Source organism: Micromonospora sp. NPDC006766 (assembly GCF_040636055.1).
In the GTDB taxonomy this organism is placed as follows: Bacteria; Actinomycetota; Actinomycetes; order Mycobacteriales; family Micromonosporaceae; genus Micromonospora.
In genome coordinates, this window is the sequence record NZ_JBEYIX010000004.1 from 43,552 (window position 1) to 63,462 (window position 19,911).

Annotated in this window: 14 protein-coding genes; 5 read left to right on the forward strand and 9 right to left on the reverse strand. The window is 71.6% G+C overall.

The window, feature by feature from the left end; genetic code table 11:
• Positions 1 to 126: 126 nt before the first annotated feature.
• From ABZ671_RS07430 to ABZ671_RS07445, 4 genes are all read right to left on the reverse strand, one after another.
• A complete protein-coding gene (locus ABZ671_RS07430) occupies positions 127 to 762 on the reverse strand; it encodes a DUF305 domain-containing protein (protein WP_357853232.1) in 636 nt (211 codons plus the stop codon).
• Positions 763 to 770: 8 nt separating this feature from the next.
• Positions 771 to 1,505, reverse strand: a complete 735-nt coding sequence (locus tag ABZ671_RS07435; RefSeq protein WP_357852761.1) for a lytic polysaccharide monooxygenase — start codon at positions 1,503 to 1,505, stop codon at positions 771 to 773.
• 186 nt (positions 1,506 to 1,691) lie between these two features.
• Positions 1,692 to 2,273 (reverse strand): type 1 glutamine amidotransferase domain-containing protein, encoded by a 582-nt coding sequence (locus tag ABZ671_RS07440; RefSeq protein ID WP_357852765.1) that lies wholly within the window; start codon positions 2,271 to 2,273, stop codon positions 1,692 to 1,694.
• A 70-nt stretch (positions 2,274 to 2,343) separates the two neighbouring features.
• Complete coding sequence (locus ABZ671_RS07445; RefSeq protein WP_357852770.1) at positions 2,344 to 2,916, reverse strand: FUSC family protein; 573 nt, start codon at positions 2,914 to 2,916, stop codon at positions 2,344 to 2,346.
• A 327-nt stretch (positions 2,917 to 3,243) separates the two neighbouring features.
• Here ABZ671_RS07445 and ABZ671_RS07450 point away from each other — a divergent pair, with 327 nt between their 5' ends.
• Positions 3,244 to 4,227 carry an SRPBCC family protein gene (locus ABZ671_RS07450; protein WP_357852773.1) on the forward strand — a complete coding sequence of 328 codons (984 nt, stop codon included), beginning with the start codon at positions 3,244 to 3,246 and terminating at the stop codon, positions 4,225 to 4,227.
• Between the two features lie 13 nt (positions 4,228 to 4,240).
• Positions 4,241 to 5,416 (forward strand): zinc-dependent alcohol dehydrogenase, encoded by a 1,176-nt coding sequence (locus ABZ671_RS07455; protein ID WP_357852776.1) that lies wholly within the window; start codon positions 4,241 to 4,243, stop codon positions 5,414 to 5,416.
• A 57-nt stretch (positions 5,417 to 5,473) separates the two neighbouring features.
• Here the strand turns inward: ABZ671_RS07455 and ABZ671_RS07460 are convergent, their stop codons facing one another.
• Both ABZ671_RS07460 and ABZ671_RS07465 read right to left on the reverse strand, forming a co-directional pair.
• On the reverse strand, positions 5,474 to 7,117 hold the full coding sequence (locus ABZ671_RS07460) for an MDR family MFS transporter (protein ID WP_357852779.1): 1,644 nt from the start codon (positions 7,115 to 7,117) through the stop codon (positions 5,474 to 5,476).
• Positions 7,114 to 7,581, reverse strand: coding sequence for a MarR family transcriptional regulator (locus ABZ671_RS07465; protein WP_357852782.1), 468 nt, complete (start codon positions 7,579 to 7,581; stop codon positions 7,114 to 7,116). Before ABZ671_RS07465 ends, ABZ671_RS07460 begins: the two co-directional genes overlap by 4 nt.
• A gap of 110 nt (positions 7,582 to 7,691) precedes the next feature.
• Here ABZ671_RS07465 and ABZ671_RS07470 point away from each other — a divergent pair, with 110 nt between their 5' ends.
• The 3 genes from ABZ671_RS07470 (at position 7,692) to ABZ671_RS07480 (ending at position 10,863) form a co-directional block, all read left to right on the forward strand.
• Positions 7,692 to 8,294, forward strand: a complete 603-nt coding sequence (locus tag ABZ671_RS07470) for a TetR family transcriptional regulator (protein ID WP_357852785.1) — start codon at positions 7,692 to 7,694, stop codon at positions 8,292 to 8,294.
• A gap of 86 nt (positions 8,295 to 8,380) precedes the next feature.
• Positions 8,381 to 9,706 carry a low temperature requirement protein A gene (locus ABZ671_RS07475; protein WP_357852788.1) on the forward strand — a complete coding sequence of 442 codons (1,326 nt, stop codon included), beginning with the start codon at positions 8,381 to 8,383 and terminating at the stop codon, positions 9,704 to 9,706.
• A 53-nt stretch (positions 9,707 to 9,759) separates the two neighbouring features.
• Positions 9,760 to 10,863: an SRPBCC domain-containing protein gene (locus ABZ671_RS07480; protein ID WP_357852791.1), complete on the forward strand. Its 1,104-nt coding sequence runs from the start codon at positions 9,760 to 9,762 to the stop codon at positions 10,861 to 10,863.
• A 63-nt stretch (positions 10,864 to 10,926) separates the two neighbouring features.
• Here the strand turns inward: ABZ671_RS07480 and ABZ671_RS07485 are convergent, their stop codons facing one another.
• The 3 genes from ABZ671_RS07485 to ABZ671_RS07495 form a co-directional block, all read right to left on the reverse strand.
• A complete protein-coding gene (locus ABZ671_RS07485) occupies positions 10,927 to 15,210 on the reverse strand; it encodes a discoidin domain-containing protein (RefSeq protein ID WP_357852794.1) in 4,284 nt (1,427 codons plus the stop codon).
• A gap of 73 nt (positions 15,211 to 15,283) precedes the next feature.
• Entirely contained in the window at positions 15,284 to 18,151 is a 2,868-nt protein-coding gene (locus tag ABZ671_RS07490; RefSeq protein WP_357852797.1) for a discoidin domain-containing protein, read from the reverse strand.
• A 117-nt stretch (positions 18,152 to 18,268) separates the two neighbouring features.
• Entirely contained in the window at positions 18,269 to 19,891 is a 1,623-nt protein-coding gene (locus ABZ671_RS07495) for a glycoside hydrolase family 13 protein (RefSeq protein ID WP_357852800.1), read from the reverse strand.
• Positions 19,892 to 19,911: the final 20 nt, after the last annotated feature.

Sequence of the window (19,911 nt, forward strand, 5' to 3'; positions counted from 1 at the left end):
GTGCGGGTGCCGCATGCGGCGAGGGGCAACGCACGGGAGCCTACCGATGACCACCGACACTTCGCGTCGGATTACCGCCCGCCGGGTCGGCACCGCGACGTGATCTGCGTCGCGGCCGGCGCCTCGTCACCGCCCGGACGGTGGCGCGGCGGCGAGCTTCGCCATCAGCGCGACCTCCGCGGTCCGCGACTGTTCGATCCGCCGGGCCAACTCACGCACCTGGGCGCTGGTGCCGGCGTCCGACTGCGCGCGGGCGAGCCGCGCCGCCGTCGCCTGATGCGCGGCGAGCACGTCGAGCAGCACCCGGTCCGCCTGCGCGGCCGGGGCGGCCCGCAGCCGGGCCAGCCCGGCGGCGGCGTCGCTGTGCCCGGAGTGGTCGTGCCGGGCGGCGGCGGCCACCGCCGAAGGGCCGGCGTCGCGCAGCCAGCCGCGCATGGTGGACAGTTCGTCGGTCTCGGTGGCCTCGATGGCGGCGATCAGCGTCCGGATCTCCGGGTCCGCGGTGCGCTCGAGCCCGACCCGGACGAGCTGCAGGGTCTGCTCGGTGTGCGCCACCATCATGGCCAGGAACAGCACGTCGATGCCGCTGGCCGAGGCGTCGGCGACCGCCCCGGACGGGGTCGCCCGCGCGGCGGGCGACCCCGACGGCCGCGTACAGCCGGTGGCGGCCAGCAGGACCGCCACCAGGCCGGCGGTGAGCGCCTGCCGGACGCCGGGGCGGCGATCGGCCCGGGGTCCGGCACACGACGGGCGTGGCCGCACCCGTACGGTCAGACCTGCAGCCACAGGGCCGGGGTGTTGGGCGGTTCCCAACCGGGGATGGCGGTGTGCGCCTGGCGGCAGCGGTAGGTCAGGCCGTTGTAGGTGACCTGGTCCCCGACCTGGTAGGCCCGCCCGGCGGTCCAGGTGCCGCCGGGGGCGGGTGAGCTGGTCGGGCTCGCGGTCGGGCGGGGCGTCGGCGACGGGCTCGGGCTGGGCGACGGGGTGCCCCCGCCGCCACCGATTTGCAGGTCCACGCAGGAGTAGAAGGCATTGGCGGTGTCGGCGATGTTCCACACCGCGAGCAGCTTCTGCCGGCCGGAGAAGCCGCCGAGGTTGACCGTGTGCGACACGGTGGCGTCGGGCTGGCGGCCGCCGCCGTCGACGACGGCGACGCGGGTGTTGCCGATCCAGTACTCCCAGTTGCTGGTGGCGTGCCGGGCGGTGTTGATCCAGGTGAAGGTGACCGAGCTGCCGACCGAGGTGGCGGGCCAGTTGCGGCTGTCGTCGTTCAGGACGGCGAACTGGGCGATCCCGGCGTGACAGGTACGGAGGCCCTTGGGCCCTTCGACGCTCTGCGGCTCGTACTTGATCTGGCCGCAGTCCGGCACCTTGTTCTGCGCGCAGAGCGCCTGGCGGCTGGGCGGCGAGGAGACGTAACCGTGGGCCTGGGCAGGCACGGCGACGGCCAGGGTGGCGGCGACGGCGCCCGTGGTGAGAAGCGGGAGGGTGATTCTTCGACGCATGACGGCAACTCCTTCGGGGGACGACACGTGGAGCTGCCACGAACATAAATTAAACCTTGTTAACAGTAAAGACTCTTGTCTATAAATCCAGGTGGCACCTGCTCGTCACCACCGGCCGTCCGCCCACACCGCCCGGAAACGCCACGCCGGGCCGGGCTCGGGTCCCGGCCCGGCGTCGCTGCCGGGTCAGGCGGTCGCCATCTGGCGCGCATGCCGGCCCTCGGCGAACTCCTCGACCATCTTGGCGCAGAAGGCCGGCAGGTCGCCGGGGTTGCGGCTGGTGACCAGCCCGCTGTCCACCTGCACCTGCTGGTCCACCCAGTTCCCACCGGCATTGACGATGTCGGTGCGCAGGCTGGGATACGAGGTGACGGTCCGCCCCTTGACGAGCCCGGTCTCGACCAGCGACCACGGGCCGTGGCAGATCGCCGCCACCGGCTTGGCCTGCTGAAAGAACGCCCGGACGAAGTTCATCGCGGCCGGGTTCATCCGGAGCCGGTCGGGGTTGACCGTCCCGCCGGGCAGCACCAGGGCGTCGTAGTCGGCGGGATCCGCCTGATCGACCGTCCGGTCCACCCGATATCGGCTTGCCGGCTTGATGTCGTGGTCCATCGACTGGATCTCGCCGGACTTGATCGAGATCAGATGCGCCTCGGCACCCGCCTGCTCGGCGGCGGCCCGGGACTGCGTGTATTCGATGTCCTCGACCCCGTCGGCGGCGAGAAAGGCGACTCGTTTGCCGCGCAACGGCTGCTGGGCGTTGGTCATGATGCGAACTCCCTTCGCGGCGCCCCCTTCGGCGGCGCGCTCCTGCTTTTTCAAGGCGGCGTGCTCCTCCTCATTCGCGTTCCCGAGGCTGGTGTGACCAAACCGGTCCGCACGGCCGCCCCGCAAGGGGATAATTCGGCTGGATCCGCCGCCGATCGGCACGTCGAGGGTGGGCGGCCGCAGCCTTACCGGTCCGACCGTGGGTGCCCCGTCGCCGCCTCGTGCACCACACCGCCAGCCCCACCAGGCCGCCGACGCTGGCCTGCACGATCCGGGGCCACTCGAGGTTGGGTGTGACAGGTGCGAGGGTGGCAAGCAGCACCGCGGTGCCACCGGCCTGGGCAACCAGAGCGCCGCTGCGCCCGACGAGCACGAAAGCGGCGAGGAGTGCCACCGCCACCACGAAGCCGACTTGCCACGGCCCGTACCCGATCTTGAGCAGGACCGCGTCGCCGACCACGATGCCCAGCCCGACGCCGAGCATGGTCTCCGCGGTGCGGCGTCCGCGCTGCCCGATCGCGGAGACGATCGTGCCCACCGCCGCACTGGGGGCGAACACCGGACTCGGGTTGTGTAGCAGGTCGCGGGCGATCACCCAGGACAGCGCGGCCGCCAGGCCCGCCTGGATTGAGATCAGCGCCATGACCCCCAGCTGCCGCGTCCGAAGCCGGCCGGCACGCTCGGCGTGCTGCGGAGCCATGGCCACCGCCGAACCGGCGCGACCGGCTACCGCGTCAGCCCAGGACCGGCCTCCGTCCCTGGGCCCTGGCTGCTCGGCCATCCCGCCCCCCGTCCGGCCGGGTTCCCGGATGGAGCATATCGGGCACAACAGCGCCGGCGGCCGCGGTCACGGCCGATGGGGACCACAGGTGTGCGGCCGGGATTAACGGGAATGGCAGCCGACGGTTGGGATGCGGCGCCGAGCGGTGCAGCCGCCACGAACGACTCGAAACACGGGGTGAGACGAGGCATGACACGCAGGACGACCATGGGAGTCCGCTCGGCGACCGACGCGCTCGGGATCGAGCGCGCGACCCAGGATCGTGGCACCGAGGGTCTGGCCCGCCTCCTCGGCTGGTTCAGCCTCGGTCTGGGCGTGACCGCGCTCGCCGCGGGGTCCCGGCTGAGCAGAATGACCGGCGTCGACGACTCCCGTACCGCCCCGGTGGTGCTGCGGGCCGCCGGGGTCCGCGAGCTGGGCCACGCCGCGGCGCTGCTGGTTCCGCGCCGGCCCGGGCTGGGCGCGTGGACCCGGGTGGCCGGCGACATCATGGACCTGGCCGCGACCGGCCAGGCGTTGCGCCACCGCCGCGGCGACCGCCAGCGCCGGCTGACGTACGTCATGACCGCGCTCGCCGGAATCACCGCGGTCGACCTGTACGTCTCGGTGCGCGCGACACTGCGTCGCCGGGGCATGACGGGCACCGGCCGGGCGTACGGCTCGGTGACGATCAACCGCGCCCCGGAGCAGGCGTACGGCTTCTGGCACGACTTCGAGAATCTGCCCCGGTTCATGTACCACCTGCAGTCCGTGCGGATCACGGATGACCGGCGGTCGCAGTGGATCGCGAAGGCCCCCGGCGGCCGGAGCGTGCAGTGGCAGGCAGAAATCATCGAGGATCGGCCGAACCAACTGATCCGGTGGCGGTCCGTCGACGGCGCGCGCGTGCCGAACTCCGGAGTCGTGCGTTTCACCCCGGTCGCCGGCGGCAAGGCCACCGAGGTGCGGGTGGAACTGGAGTACGCCCCGCCGGGCCGCGTCCTGGGCGCGCTGGTGGCCCGGGCGTTCGGCGAAAACCCGCAGCAGCAGATCTCCGACGACCTGCGGCGGTTCAAGCAGGTGATCGAGACCGGTGAGATCACCCGTTCGGACGGCACGCCGGACGGCCCGAGCGTCCGGAGCCAGGTGAAGCAGCGTCCCGCGCGACCGCTGGCGACGCACCGCAGCGTGTGAGGGAGAGGCCACCATGAAGGCGAACTGCTGGATCGCCCCGAACCGGGTCGCGGTCGAGGAGGTACCGGATCCACAGATCCTCAATCCCCGCGACGCCGTCGTCCGGGTGACCTCGTCGGCGATCTGCGGATCCGACCTGCACCTGCTGGACGGCTTCGTCCCGACCATGAAACGCGGCGACATCCTCGGGCACGAGTTCATGGGCGAGATCGTCGAGCTCGGCGAGGGCGTACGGGACGGGCTGCGGGTCGGCGACCGGGTCGTCGTCGGCTTCCCCATCGCCTGCGGTGGCTGCAGCTCCTGCCAGCGCGGCCTCTATTCCGTCTGCGAGAACTCCAACCCGAACGCGGCGATGGCCGAACTGGCCATGGGGCACACCCCCGCCGGCATCTTCGGCTACTCGCACATGATGGGCGGGTACGCGGGTGGGCAGGCCCAGTACGTGCGGGTGCCGTACGCCGACGTCGGGGCCCTGAAGATCACCGACGACCTGCCCGACGAGCAGGTGCTGTTCCTGTCCGACGTGCTGCCCACCGGCTACATGGCCGCGGAACTGTGCGACATCAAGCCCGGCGACACCGTCGCGGTGTGGGGCGCCGGGCCGGTGGGGCAGTTCGCCGCCGCCAGCGCCTACCTGCTCGGCGCCGGCAGCGTGATCGTCATCGACCGATTCCCGTACCGGCTGCTGATGGCCCGGGACCGGGTCGGCGCGGAGACCATCAACTACGAGGAGACCGACGTCCTGGACACGCTGCGGGAGCTGACCGCCGGCCGGGGCCCGGACGCCTGCATCGACGCGGTCGGGATGGAGGGCCACCACGCGTCGGCAGCCCTGCACGCGTACGACCGGGCGAAGCAGGCGGTCAAGGCGGAGACCGACCGGCCGCACGCGCTGCGTGAGGCGATCCTCAGCTGCCGCAACGGCGGCACCATCTCGGCCATCGGCGCGTACGGCGGATTCATCGACAAGTTCCCGATGGGCTCGTTCATGAACCGCTCGCTGACGATGCGCTCCGGCCAGGCCCACGTGCAGCGCTACATGCGACCGCTGTTGGAACGGATCCGCAACGGCGAGATCGACCCGAGCTTCATCATCACGCACACCATGCGGCTGGAGGACGCGCCCCAGGGCTACGACATCTTCAAGAACAAGCAGGAGGAGTGCGTCAAGGTGGTGCTCAAGCCCTAGATCGCGGTCGCGGGGCCGTCGCCGTCACCGGCGGCGGCCCGCGACCGGGAAACGGGGTCAGCGACGGACGGGCTGCTCCGGACCCGCGGCATCGACGGCCACCTGGTCGAAGGCGGGCGCGCCGTCGACCGCGTCCGCCGCGACGGCGGCCGACCGCGCGGGGTCGGGAAGGTCGAGGCTGGAGCGCAGGGTGACCGGCTTGAGCAGCAGCGCGGCGATGACACCGACGACCGCGATGGCCGCGGAGATGAAGAAGATGTGCCCGGTCGCGTCGCCGTACGCGGCGCGGACGATGTGCTGGACCGGCGCCGGCAGCGCCCCCAGGTTGAGCAGGCTGCCACCGCCGCTGCTGCCGGAGGTCGGGATGCCGGCGGCGGCGAGGTCGTGGGTGATCCGCTCGGTGACCCGGCGGGCGAGGATGGCGCCGAGCACGGAGACCCCGATGGTGCCGCCGAGGGAGCGGAAGAACGCGACGCTGGAGCTGGCCGCGCCGATGTCCCTGAGCGGGACGGTGTTCTGCACGGCGAGCACGAGGTTCTGCATGGTCATGCCGACGCCGACGCCGACGACGAACATGGCGGTGCCGAGCACGAGCAGCGAGGTCTCGTGGTCGATGGTGCCGAGCAGGGCGAACCCGGCGACCAGGATGATCGAGCCGGCCACGATGTAGGGCTTGATCCGTCCGCTGCGGGTGATCAGCCGCCCGGCGACGATCGACGACAGCAGGACGCCGGCCATCATCGGGATGGTCAGCAGGCCGGCCTCCGTGGGGGTGTAGCCGCGACCGATCTGGAAGTACTGGCCGAGGAAGACGGAACCGCCGAACATCGCCATGCCGACCGCGAGGCTGCCGAGGATGGCCAGCGCGGTGGTGCGCTCGCGGATGATCTTCAACGGGACGACCGGCTCCGCGGCCCGCGACTCGGTCCAGGTCGCCAGGGCGAGCAGGAGCAGCGCGCCGCCGACCATCGCGGCGGTCTGCCAGGAGAGCCAGGCGAAGGAGGAGTCGACGAACGAGATCCAGATCAGCAGCACGCTGACGCCGGCGGCGATCAGGCTCGCGCCGAGGTAGTCGATCTTCACGTTGTCCCGGCGCGCGGTGGGCAGGTGCAGGGTGGCCTGGAGCAGGATCAGCGCGACGACGGCGACCGGCACGCCCACGAAGAAGCACCAGCGCCAGCCGAGCCAGGACGTGTCGACGATCAGGCCGCCCAGCAGCGGGCCACCAACCGTCGCGAGGGCCATGACGCCGCCCAGGTAACCGTTGTAGCGGCCCCGCTCGCGCGGCGGGATCATCGCCGCGATGGCGACCTGGACCAGGGCCTGAAGCCCACCGACGCCGATGCCCTGGAAGGCGCGGGCGGCGATGAGCTGCCCGGCGGTCTGCGCGAACCCGGCGACGATCGAGCCGACCAGGAACACCACGATGGCGACCTGGATGAGCAGCTTCTTGTTGAACAGGTCGGCCAGCTTGCCCCAGATCGGGGTAGTGGCGGTGGCGGTGAGCAGGGTCGCGGTGACCACCCAGGTGTACTGGGTCTGGGAGCCGTTCAGCGCGCCGATGATCTTCGGCAGCGCGATCGAGACCACGGTGCTGCTGAGCATCGCGACGAAGAGCACCAGCAGCAGGCCGCTCAGTGCTTCGAGCGTCTGCCGCCGACTCATCGGTGCGGCTTCGGCCGTTGCGGTGGGTGCGCTCATCGCGCGTCCTTCCGGTTGTCGTGGTGTGCGAGGGCGACCTCAAGGTCGCGGGTGAAGCGGTCGAGCGCGGTGGACAGCGCCGCCACCTCGCCGGGTGTCCAGCCGGCGAGTGCTCGGGTGAAGACCTGCTCGTACCAGTCGTCCGTCTCGGTCAGAGCGTCCCGGCCGGCGGGGGTGATGGTCAGTTGGCTGGCCCGCCGGTCGGTCGGGTCGGTCCGCCGTTGCACCAGGCCGTGCGCGACGAGGGCCGCGACGGCTCGGCTGACGGTCGACGGGTCGAGCCGGCCCCACTCGGCGAGCTCCCGGGCATGGCAGCCGCCGGCGCGACGGTCGAGGAGCATGAGCAGGCCCACCAGGCCGGACGGCACGGCCGGCCGCTCGTCTTCGCGCCGCTGTCTGAGCAGCCGCACGCCGGTCAACAGGTCGCGCAGCCGCGTACCGAGTTCTCGGATGGCGGTGTCCACTCTTGTCCTCCGACCCAACATTGGTTGCCTCAAGCAAGCATCGGGGAATCTTGCCCGCCAGGCAAGTTTGCTCGTTGAGAACTGAATCACGTCTCGCTTAGGCTGGGGCCATGGACGAGGGGGCGGGGCTGCGGGAACGCAAGAAGGCGGCAACCCGCCTCGCCCTGCACGAGGCGGCGTTACGCCTCGCCGCCGAGCAGGGGCCGGACCGGGTCACCGTCGAGGCGATCGCCGACGGCGCGAACGTCTCCCGACGGACATTCTCCAACTACTTCTCCAGCAAGGAGGAGGCCCTCTTCTACGGCGACACCAGACGGCTACGCCGGTTGCTGGACCTGCTGCGCGCGCAACCCCCCGACGAGTCGCCATGGGTCGCGCTGAGCCGGGCCGCCCTGCACCTGACGGCCGAGATGTACGACGACGGCGAGGTCCTGGCCTGGCTGGAGCGCCGCCGACGGCTGCGCGGGCACCCGGGCCTGCTCGCCCACCAGGCCGCCGCGTACGCCGCATTCGAACGTGAGCTGGCCGGCGAACTCGCCCAGCGGCTCACCGACCCGGACCGGGCGCTGCGTGCCCGGATCATGGCGGCGACCTTCCTGGCCACCGTGCGGGTCGCCACCCAGCACTGGATCGAGCACCCCGACACCCCGATGGTCGCCACGCTCCGGGCCGCGCTCGCCCACGCGACCCCGGCCCCCGAAGCCACGAGCTGACCCTGCGTTCGGCGGGCGGCTGAGGCGCAGCCGGGGAGGCGTCGATTCCGGCCCGCCACGGGCCCCGCCGCTGAAAGACTCGTCCGGTGGACGACGATCGGAGGCGCGGGGGGCTGGGGCCAGCAATCCCGGTCGCCCCGGCCGCCCGGGTGGACAAGTTCGAGCTCTTCTTCGACCTCGTCTTCGTCGTCTCGTTCTTCATCATCACCCGGGCCACCGCCACCAACGTGACCGGACGGCAACTGCTGCACGCCGTGCTGGTGTTCGCCGTGCTCTGGTGGTGCTGGGTGGTACACAGCATGGTCGCCGCCCGGCTGAGGCTCGGCGAGGGCTTCGTCCCGGTGCTGATGGTGGCCGGCATGCTCGCGCTGTTCACCTTCTCGCTGGCCGTGCCGCAGACCTTCGGCACCGGCCACCTGGGTGTCGGCGGGCCGGTGCTGGTCACGATCAGCTATCTGGTGTTCCGCGCCGTCCACCTGGTGCCGTACGCGTACGTCGCTCGAGGCCAACGGAAGGTCCCGGGCCAGCTGATGCTGCCCGAGGTGGCGATCACGACCCTGCTGCTGCTGCTCGCGGCGCTGCTGCCGACCAGGATCGCCGATCCGCAGCTCGCGGAGTGGCTCCGGGACGGGCTGTGGATCGCCGTCGTCGTCGTCCAGTACGCCAGCGGGCTGCTGGGCGGCATCCAGCGCTGGGATGTCACCTCCGCCGAACACTGGACGGAGCGCTACGACTTCATCCTCATCATCGCGCTGGGCGAGTCCGTCATCTCCGTCGGTGTCGGCGGCAACCTGCTCGGCAAGCCGGTGAGCTGGCCGGGCATCGTGGCGGCGATGTTGGGCGTCCTCGCCACGGCGGCGCTGTGGTGGGCGCACTTCGACATGATCGGCCCGGCCTCCCGGATCGCGCTGCACGCCGCGCAGGGCGTGCCGCGGGTGACGATGGCCCGTGACGCGTACGCCTACCTCTACCTGCCGATGATCGCCGGCTTGATCGGGTTCGCGGTCGGCGCGGAGGAGTTGGTGGCCACGATCGTCGATCCGGTGGGCGGGCTGGTCGAGCCGGGCCGCGCGGAGTCGGTGCCGCTGTTGTTCGGCGGCGTGATGGTCTATTTCGCCGCCGACCTGGCGTTCCAACTGCGCACGTTGGGGACCGTGACGTGGACCCGGGTGGGTGTGCTCGTCGCGCTCGCGGTCGGACTTGTCACCGGCCGGCTGCTGCCGGCGCTCGGCGCGCTCAGCCTGCTGACCGTCACCTGCGTCGCGCTCGTCGTCGTCGAGATGGTGGTCCTCGCCGACTCCCGCGACGCGCTGCGCCGCGCCGTGTACGAGGAGAAGGTCAGATACGAGACGGGCGAGGCCGCGTGGCGCGCTCGTTGGCACGACGACAACCCGGGACAGCCGGCGCAGTGACGCGGGGATCGCCCGCCCGGAACGGCCGCGCGCGTCGGCCGTAGAGTCTGCGCGTGATTGAGATCGGCATCGACGTCGACCTGTTCCACCCCGCCGAAATGGTGTGGCGCGCGGTGACGGACCCCGCGCTGCTCGCCAAGTGGTTCGCCGAGGGCACGCCGCAGGCGGACCAACCCGATCGACTGCTGCTGCGTACGGCAGGACTGCCCGGGTTCGACGCCGACGTCGAGGCGACCGTGGTGGAGCGGCGGGCGCCGGCGCTGTCCGTGCTGGACTGCCGGGAGGGCGCCACGCGTACCCGGCTGACCCTCGGCATCGTCCCGACCGGCCACGGCTGCCGGCTGCGCGTGCACGAGGTGCTGGTGGACGGCGAGTGGGACGCCGAACGGCAGGCTCGCCGCACCGAGCACCACCAGCAGGCGGTGACCGTGCGGTTGCCGGCGATCCTCGACTGGCTGGCGTTCCAGCGCGTCGACCTGCGACGCGCCGAGGGCGGGCTGACCGCCGAACTGCCCGTGGTCCGGTTGCTCGGCGATGTCCGTACCCGGACCGGACGCCGGCGGGCGGGAGTGATCGGCGGATGCCTGGCGTGCCTCGCCCTGGCCGCCGGGGCGGCGGTGTGGCTGACCCGGCCGGCGCCGCGGATCCCGGAGGCCGCACCGCAGTCGACTCCGCTTCTGCTGCCGACCGCCACCAGCCCCACCCCCCGCAGCACCCCGTCGCGCACCGCGCCGGCCGCCGCCCGCAGCAGCGACGCGCCGTCCCCGTCCCCCTCCCCGTCCTCGTCTTCGACCCCGCCCCCCACGCCGACTACCGAGCCCAGCGGGAGCCCCACGCCGACCGTTCCCCTGGCCGCCCGCTACCAGACCGTCGTCGACCGGATGTTCGGCTACCGGGGCGAGGTGGTGGTGAGCAACCCGGACGGCACGGAGAAGTCGGGCTGGGCGGTGGTGGTGACGCTGGGCGCGGGGGCCACGATCAGCGGCGTCAGCGGGGCCGAGTGGCAGCAGGACGGGCAGGTCGTCACGTTCACCGGGCCGGTCGTGCCAGCCGAAGGGTCGACGACGTTCCGGTTCGACGTGCGGAATCGGGATCTGCGCGGGACCAAGGCACCCGAGGCGTGCACCGTCGACGACTCCCCCTGCTCGGTGCAGTAGCGGGAGCGCGGACGCCGCCGGGACAGGTCGTCCTCCCGGCGGCGCCACCCGGCCCCGAGCCGGTCAGCTCCGGTTGATGGTGAAGGTGCTGGTCGTGTTCCGGATGTCCTGGTAGTTGCCGGACAGTCGGAGGTTGACGAAGGTGGCGGAGCCGACGGCCGGCCCCTGCCCGGACTCGGGCATCTCGTTGACCCAGATCCCGAAGCCGGACTTGGCGTCGAAGGCGTCACCGCTGCGCTTCGCCCCGGAGATCGACACGTTGGTGAACACCGTGTCGGTGATCGGGTTCTCCGGCTGGCTGCCGGTGTACTTGGTCTGGAACATGATCCCCGAGTACGTGGGATCGACGATGTCGACGTCGGACACCCGGATGCCGCGGAACTCCTTGGACGCGGAGAACACCCAGATCGCCGGGAAGGTCTGCGCGCCCCAGAAGTGGCCGCCCGCCCGGACCAGCGAGATGTTCTGGAACTGGGTCGGCGGGCTGGCCCCGAACCCGATGAACGGATAGCCGAAGTCCAGCGAGCTGATGGTGATGCCGGAGTACGTCAACATGTCCGCGATGTGCAGGTTGCGGAAGGTGTTGTCATACCCGCCGTACACGGCCAGCCCGGCCGCCCGCCACGTCAGCATGGCGGTCAGGTTCTCGAACACGTTGCCGTGGTTGCCGGCCGACGCGCCCTGGTCGGTCGCGGAGAACAACGCGAACGCGTCGTCCCCGTTGGACCGCCCCTCGGTGTTGGTGACCAGGTTGCCGGTGCTGCCGTTGGTCATGTTCACCCCGTCGGCGAAGGTGTCGCGGAACCGGCTGTCCCGGATGGTCAGCCCGCTGACGTGGACCCCCCAGTACGCGCAGACGGTGTGCTCCACCCAGACGCTGTCGAGGGTGAGGTTGTTGACGTCCTTCAGTTCGCCCCAGACCTTGCCCGGCCCGTCGATCCGGTTGGTGTAGTTGCCGAAGAAGGACAGGTGGGCGAAGGTGGACCCGCTGGCCGTGGGCTCCACCCGGAAGCCGGCGTCGGTGTTCTGCTGCGACGGCGGCGTCTGGAAGCGGGTGTACCACATGCCGGCCCCGACCACCTTGACCGCCTTGCCGTACACCTGGAACTTCTGGGCGGTGTCGTAGGTGCCGGGCGGCAGGTAGACCCCGACCAGGGTGCCGGTGGTGTCCATCCGGACGGCGTCGAGGGCGTTCTGCACGTCGGAGTGGCTGAAGCCGTTGGGCACCTTGTAGCGGGCCGGGTCCGGGTTGGGCCGCGGCGACACCAGCTCCGTGTTGATGAAGTCGATCGCGTACGTGCTGGTGTTGGCGACGTCCTTCTGCAGCCGGATGGTGCTGCCGGCCGGAACGGTCGAGTTCAACATCACGTTGGCCTCGTCGTACAGGTGGCGGGGGGCGCCCGCGCCCGGCGAGTCGCTCGGGCCCGCCTCGGCGCCGTAGAGCCAGCTGTGCTTCGAGGTCAGGTTGATCGGCTTGTGCAGGACCCCGTTGACGTAGATGTTCAACGTCGAGTCGATCCCGCCGCCGCCGGCGGAATCCGGGATGGAGAAGCGGGTGACCAGGGTGTTGGTCGCCGCCCGGGTGGTCCACTCGACGTACGCGCCGGTGGTGTTCAAGGTGACCGCGCGGCGGCCGGACGCCTCACCGGCCAGGGTGCCGATGTCGCGGCTCGGCCCGATCACCTGCGCGCCGCCGCCGGTCCGGCCGTCCTCGGCCTCGTACATGTCGTACGGCAGGTTCGCGCCACGACCGACGAAGAGCGACCGGTCGCTGGTGTTGTTCTGCTGTTTGACCGGCAGCTCGTTGGCGTCGACGGCGAGGGCCACCCGAACGGTGTACCTGCCGTTGGCCGCCGTCCAACCGCCCAGGTCGACCGGCGGGCTGGTCGCCCCGGCCGCGAGGACGCCGGTGTACGAGCCGGTGAGGGTGCGTACCACCGCGCCGGTGTCGGAGAGCAGGGTGAGGGTGATGCCGTGTGCGCCGCCGGCCGAGGCGATCGTGCCCTGGTTGCGGATCGACACCGCGAAACTCACCGTGGCGCCGACGCTCGGCGTGCTCGGCGACCAGGTGACCGCCCCGGCGACCAGGTCGGAACTGGCCACCGGGCGAACGGTCAGCGAGCCGGTCAGGCTGTTGTTCGACTCGTCCTGCTCGATGACGGTGTTCGCCTCGTCGACCGTGGCGGTGATCGCGTAGGTGCCGGCGTCGCGGACGCCGATGGCCGCGGAGACGGTCGCCGAGGCCCCGGCGGCGAGGGCGCCGACGGACGCGGTGCCGACCTTGGTCGTACCCAGGTAGAAGGTGACCGCGGTGGCGGTGGACGCGGCGGTGCCGATGTTGCGGACCGTGGCGGACAGGGTGATCGGGTCGGTCTCCACCGGCGCGGACGGCGTGGCCGACATGCTGGTGACGGTCAGGTCCGGGTTCGGCGCGGGCGTGCCGATCACCTGGAACTCGGCCACCTGCCCGTTGGGCGCGCCCGAGTTGGCGGTGAACTGCAGCCGCACGTCGGCGGCGGTGGCGGTGAGCGGGATGGTGACGGTGTTGCTGCTGGCCGGGTTGAACGAGTACGTCGCCGAGCCGACCAGGGTGGTGAACGCCGACGCGGACTGCTCCCGGCCGAGCACCTGGAAGGTCTGCGTACGCGGTCCCCAGGCCGGATCGGGGTTCAGCTTGACCACGACGGCGCTGATGTTGGCGTTGGCCCCGAGCGCGACGGTGAGCGTGCTCGGGTACGCCCCCGGCGCGCCCTCCCAGTAGGTCGTCACGTCGTCGTCGTTGGCGTTGACGGCGTTGAAGATGTGCACCACCGAGGAGGCGGTGATCGGCTTGCCGACGGCCAGGTTCCGGCCGGCCGGTGTGCTGCCGACCCGGGTGACGGTGTTGGAGGTCGCCGACACGTTCCCGGCGGCGTCCCGGGCGCGGACGTAGTAGGAGACGGTGGCGCTGTCCGGCTGGTTGTCGGTGTACGTCAGGGTCGACCCGCCGACGGTGGCGCGCAGCGCGTTGTTGGCGTAGATGTCGTAGGCGGTGACCCCGACGTCGTCGGTCGACGCCGTCCAGGTCAGTTTGATCTGCCCCGACCCCGGCTGCGTGTACGTCAGGTTGCCGGGCGCGGTGGGCGGGGTGGTGCCGCCGGTGCTCCCGGTGCGGGTGACGGTGTTGCTGTTGGCCGACTGGTTGCCGACGGCGTCGCGGGCCCGGACATAGTAGGAGACGGTGGTGCCGGCCGGCTGGGTGTCGGTCCAGGTCAGGGTGGTGCCGCCGACGCTGGTGCGCAGCGTCCCGTTGGCGTAGACGTCGTAACCGACGACGCCGACGTTGTCGGTCGACGCGGTCCAGGTCAGCGTGATCTGGTCGGGGGCCGGCTCGGTGAGGGTCAGGTTGCCCGGCGCGGTGGGCGGCTGGGTGTCCCCGGTGGCCGGGCCGTAGATCTCCAGCTCGCTGAGCTGCCCGGCGGGCCAGCCGGTGTTGGCGGTGAACAGCAGCCGCACGTACCGGGTGCTCGCGGTGGCGAAGGTGATGGTGACGGTGTTGCCGCCGGTCGGGTTGAACGCGTATCCGGCGGAGGCGACGAGCGTGCTGAAGGTGGTCCCGTCGGTGCTGCCCTGCACGGTGAGCGTCTGCGTGCGCGCCGGCCAGCTCGCGGGGAGCTTCAGCAGCAGCTTGTTGACCCCCACGGTGCCGCCGAGGTCGGCGCGGATCCACTGCGGAAAGGCGTTGTTGACGCTCTCCCAGTAGGTGCCGGCGTTGCCGTCGTTGGCGTTGGCCGCGCCGTACACGTCGGCGTGGCCGCTCTCGGCCATCGGCCGACCCAGGGCCAGGTTGGTGGTGGAGGTGGTGACCCCGTACACCTCCAGCTCGGCGAGCTGCGCGGCGGACCAGCCGGTGTTGGCGGTGATCGAGACGCGGACGTACCGGGTGGTGGTGGCGGTGAAGGACAGGGTGACGGTGTTGCCGCTGCCGGGGCTGAACGTGCGGCCAGCCGAGGCGACGACGGTGGTGAAGCTGTTGCCGTCGGTGCTGCCCTGCACGGACAGGGTCTGGGTACGGGACTCCCAGGAGGCGGGCAGTTTCAGGACGACCTGGTCGACGGTCTGGGCGCTGCCGAGGTCGACCTGCGCCCACTGCGGGAAGCTGTTGCTGGTGCTCTCCCAGTAGCTGCCGGCGTTGCCGTCGGTCAGGTTGCCCGCCGTGTACGGGCCGTTGGCGCTGCTGGCCGAGGCGGTCCGGCCGAGGGCGAGGTTGGGGCCGCCGGCCGCGGCGGCCGGGGACGGGGGCGGGGCGGTGACGGCCAGCCCGACCGCGGCGAGCACCGCGACCAGGCGGGTACGGAATTTGGACATGGCGCAGACACCTTCTTCCGGGGGTGGTGAAGAGGTGGGTGGGTCCCCGCGGCGCTGCGGGGACCCGGGGTGGTCAGCTGGCGTACGCCTCGAACTCGCTGAGCTGGCCGGCCGGCCAGCCGGTGTTGCCGGTGAAGGTCAGCCGCAGGTGCCGCTGGCTGGTGGCGGAGAAAGTGATCGTGACGGTGTTACCGGTCGCGGGGTTGAAGGTGTAGCCGGCCGACGCCTTGACGGTGGTCCACGTCGACCCGTCGCTGGAGCCGAGCACGGACAGGGTCTGGACCCGGGTCTGCCAGGCCGACGAAGGTGGCAGCTTCAGCACGATCCGGGACACCGGGTACGCCGCGCCGAGGTCGACGGTGAGCGACTGGGGGAACGCGTTGTTGGCGCTCTCCCAATAGGTGCCGGGGTTGCCGTCGACCGCGTTGGCCGCCACGTACACGTCGGCGTGGCTGGTCTCGGTCACCGGACGCCCGACGGCCAGGTTGCCGCTGGGCGGCGGGGCGGTGGTCGGGGGCGGGGTGGTGCTCGTCCCGCCGTACACCTCGAACTCGGCGACCTGCCCGGCAGGCCAGCCGGTGTTGGCGGTGAAGCTGAGCCGTACGTACCGCCGGTCCCCCGCCGGCAGCGGGATCGACACGGTGTTGCCGGTGGCCGGGTCGAAGGTGTAGCCGGCCGACGCCTTCGCCGTCGCGTACGTCGACCCGTCGGTGGAGCCGAGCACGGAGAGGGTCTGGGTACGCCGCTCCCAGCCGGACGGGAGTTTCAGCACCACCCGGTCAACGGCACGCGCCGCGCCGAGGTCCACGGTCAGCGTCTGCGGGAAGCTGTTGTTGGCGCTCTCCCAATAGGTGCCGGGGTTGCCGTCGACCGCGTTGGCCGCCACGTACGTCTGGGTGCTGCTCGACGCGGTGACCGGCCGGCCGAGGGCGAGGTTGCCGCCCGACGGCGGCGGCCCGGTCGGCGTGGGGCTGGCGGTCGGCGTGGGGCTGGCGGTCGGGGTGGGGCTGACGGTCGGGGTCGTCGGCGTCGCGCTGGGCGGGGTGGACGGGCCGTTGCCCCACTGCGGCTCGGGCCACGGCCCGCAGTACGGGTTGGCCGAGTACCAGCCGGAGTTGCCGGCGCCCTGGGTGATCTGGAAGCTGCCGCCGACGCAGTTGTACATCGGGTTGGCCTGGGCGACGCCGGTGGCCCGGACGTTCGTGAAGCTGACCTGGCTGGGTGCCTGCATCTGAAGGGCGAACGTCCCGGCCCCGTCGATGCGGACGTTGTTCAGCTTGATCCCGCTGGTCTGCCCCTCGATCCAGTGCAGGGCCGCGTAGGAGCTGTCCAGGATGTCGGTGTCGGTGACGTTGATCGTGGCGCCCTGGATCGGTTCGTTGAGCGCGGAAAACCACAGCGCGCCCACGCCGAACTGCCAGTTGTAGTCGGAGTTGCCGTTGCGGATCAGGGTGTTGCGGGCCACCGTGATCGTGCCGGCGACCGCGGTCGGGCCGTTCACGCCCGGGTAGCGGTTGGCGACATGGATACCGCCGCCGTTGGTGACCGAGTCGGCGGTCACGTTGTCGGTGATCCGGATGTCCCGGCCGCCGTAGGTGACCAGGTTGTTGGCCAGGACGGTGACGCCCACGGTGTTGAAGGTGAAGGCGTTGTTGACGTTGGGCACGTTCTGCGCCCACATGGCCAGGCCGTCGTCGCCGGTGTTGCGGACGAACGTGTTGGTGACCGTGGAGTTGGTGACGCCCCAGTGGAAGTTCACCCCGTCCGCGGTCTGGTCGAGGATCCGGCTGTTGCGGATGGTCAGGTTGTCCATCGGCCCGTCCATCCAGGCGCCGACCTTGGTGTGCTGCAACCAGAGGTTGTCGACCACCGAGTTGGACAACGCCCCGCCGAGGGCGTTGACCTGGTCCTCGTCGACCCGCTCCCGGATGTCGCCGATGATCGCGAAGTCCCGCAGGGTGACGTTGCGGCTGGGGCCGCCGGCCTCATGCGACCGGATCTGCCCGCTGTAGCCGCCGCCGGCGACGTACTTGCCGTAGATGCCGGCCGCCCGTTTGCGGTCGGTGGGGTGCCGGCCGCCGAGCACCGAATACCAGGGGCCGGCGCCGCGCAGGGTGACCCCGTCGACCACCACGTGGTCCCAGAGGGTGAAGGTGCCGGTGGGGATCCACACCGTCTTGCCCTGCGCCTTGCCGGCGTCGACGGCGGCCTGGAACTTGACGGTGGAGTCGGTGGCGCCGGTCGGGTCGGCACCGAAGTCGGTCACCACGTCCAGCACCCCGGCGGGTTTGGCGATCGGCGCGCCGACCAGCTCGAAGTCGGCCAGGTCGATGGTGAAGGTGGGTGACTGCGCGGTCGAGGAGACCTGCAGACGAATCTTTGCGCCGGCCGGGTAAGTGGTGCCGAACAGGGTGCGGGTCTCGTCGTAGAAGTGGTGCGGGTTGGTGTCGCCGGGATTGTTGTTGAACGGGTACCCGCCGTAGAACCAGCCGTACCGGGAGGTGACCGGAACGGCCTTGACCAGGGTGCCGTTGGCTCGCACGTCGATGGTGGCGTCCCGGCCGGTGCCGGCGGCGTTGTCCGGCAGGCTGTACCGGAAGGTCATCGCGTCGGCCGGGGCGGTGAGGGTGAACTCGACGTACTGACCGGCGGCGTTGAGGGTGACCGCCTCCCGGCCGGACGCCTCCGACGCCAGAGTGCCGTAGCGCCGGTCGGGGCCGATCCGGGTGCCGGTGTACGCGGCCCGCTCGGCCTCCTGCTCGACGAACGGGACGGTGGCGCCGCGGCCGACGATGTCGAACGGCGACAGCCCGGCGGCCCGGGCCGGAGTCGCGGTGGAGGTGAGCGCCACGACGGTGACGGAGGTGGCGGCCAGCGCGGCGGCGGCGAGGCCCGCGCGGAGCCGGTTTCTCGGATGGTGCGGGGTGGTGTGGTCGGCCATGAGGGGTGTGCTCCCTTTCATCGGATGGCCCGGTTCCCCCGTGCGTCTGTCGCTCCGGTTCTCCTTCCTGTGGCGGCGGTGCCGACGGCCGGGACGGGCCGCCGACGCCGCGACGGATCAGCGGACCCGCAGCCAGACGGCGGTGTCCGGCGGGAGCAGGTCCTCGACAGGCCCGCTGGCGAGCAGCAGCCGGTCGTGGTCGGGCAGCGGCACCGCCGCATCGGAGAGGTTGACCAGGCAGGCGAATCCGGGCTCACGGGCGAAGGCGAGCACCCGCTCGGGGGCGGGCAGCCAGGTCAGCGTGCCGTCGCCGAGCGCCGGTTCGGCCCGGCGCAGCGCGATGGCCGCCCGGTAGAGCTCCAGCATCGAGTGCGGGTCGCCGGTCTGCGCCCGGACGGTGCGGTCCTTCCAGTCGGCCGGCTGGGGCAGCCAGGGTGCGGCCGTCGCGCCGTCGGGACTGAACCCGAACGGCGGGTCGTCGCCGGTCCACGGCAGCGGCACCCGGCAGCCGTCCCGGCCGGGGTCGACCCGGCCGGAGCGTTCCCACATCGGGTCCTGGCGCAGCTCGTACGGGATGTCCTCGACCTCCCAGAGGCCCAGTTCCTCCCCCTGGTAGACGTACGCCGCGCCGGGCAGCGCGAGGGCCAGCAGCGCGGCGGCGCGGGCGCGCCGGGTGCCCAGTTCCAGGTCGGTGGGGATTCCCTCGCGCTTGGCGGCGAAGCTGAACGTGGTGTCCGCCCGGCCGTAGCGGGTGACCTGTCGGGTGACATCGTGGTTGGAGAGCACCCAGGTGGCCGGAGCGCCGACCGGCGCATGGGCGCTCAGCGTCCCGTCGACGCTCTCGCGCAGCGCCGAGGCGTCCCAGGCGCAGCCGAGGAAGTCAAAGTTGAACGCCGCGTGCAGTTCGTCCGGGCGCAGGTAGTTGGCGAACCGCTGCCGGTCCGGCAGCCACACCTCACCGATTAGTGCCCGGTCGCCGGGATACTCGTCGGCGATCCGCCGCCAGTCGCGGTAGATCTCGTGCACGCCGTCGAGGTCGTGGAACGGGTGTGGCCGGTCCGGGATCGTCTCGGGCAGCGTGCCGTCCTTGACCAGCAGCCCGGCCGAGTCGATCCGGATGCCGTCGACTCCCCGGTCGAACCAGAACCGCAGGACGTCCTCGAACTCGGCCCGGACCCGTGGGTGGTTCCAGTTGAAGTCCGGCTGCTCGGGGGCGAACAGGTGCAGGTACCAGTCGCCGGGGGTGCCGTCCGGGTTGACGGTCCGGGTCCAGGTCGGGCCGCCGAACTCGCCGACCCAGTCGGTGGGCCGCTGGTCGCCGTTCGGGCCCCGGCCGGGGCGGAACCAGAACAGCTCCCGCTCGGGCGCGTCCGGCCCGCCGGCGAGGGCCGCCTGGAACCAGGGGTGCGCGTGCGAGCAGTGGTTCGGCACCACGTCGACGATGGTCCGGATGCCGAGCGCGCGTGCTTCTGTGATCAGCGCCTCTGCTTCGGCGAGGGTGCCGAACACCGGGTCGATGTCACGGTAGTCGGCCACGTCGTAGCCGGCGTCGGCCATCGGGGACGGGTACCAGGGGTTGAACCAGATCGCGTCGACGCCGAGCGCGGAGAGGTGGTCCAGCCGGGACCGGATGCCGGCGATGTCGCCGATGCCGTCGCCGTCGCCGTCGGCGAAGCTGCGCGGGTACACCTGATAGATCACCGCGCCACGCCACCACGGACCGCTGTCTGTTGTGGACACGAGCACCTGCTTTCTGCGTC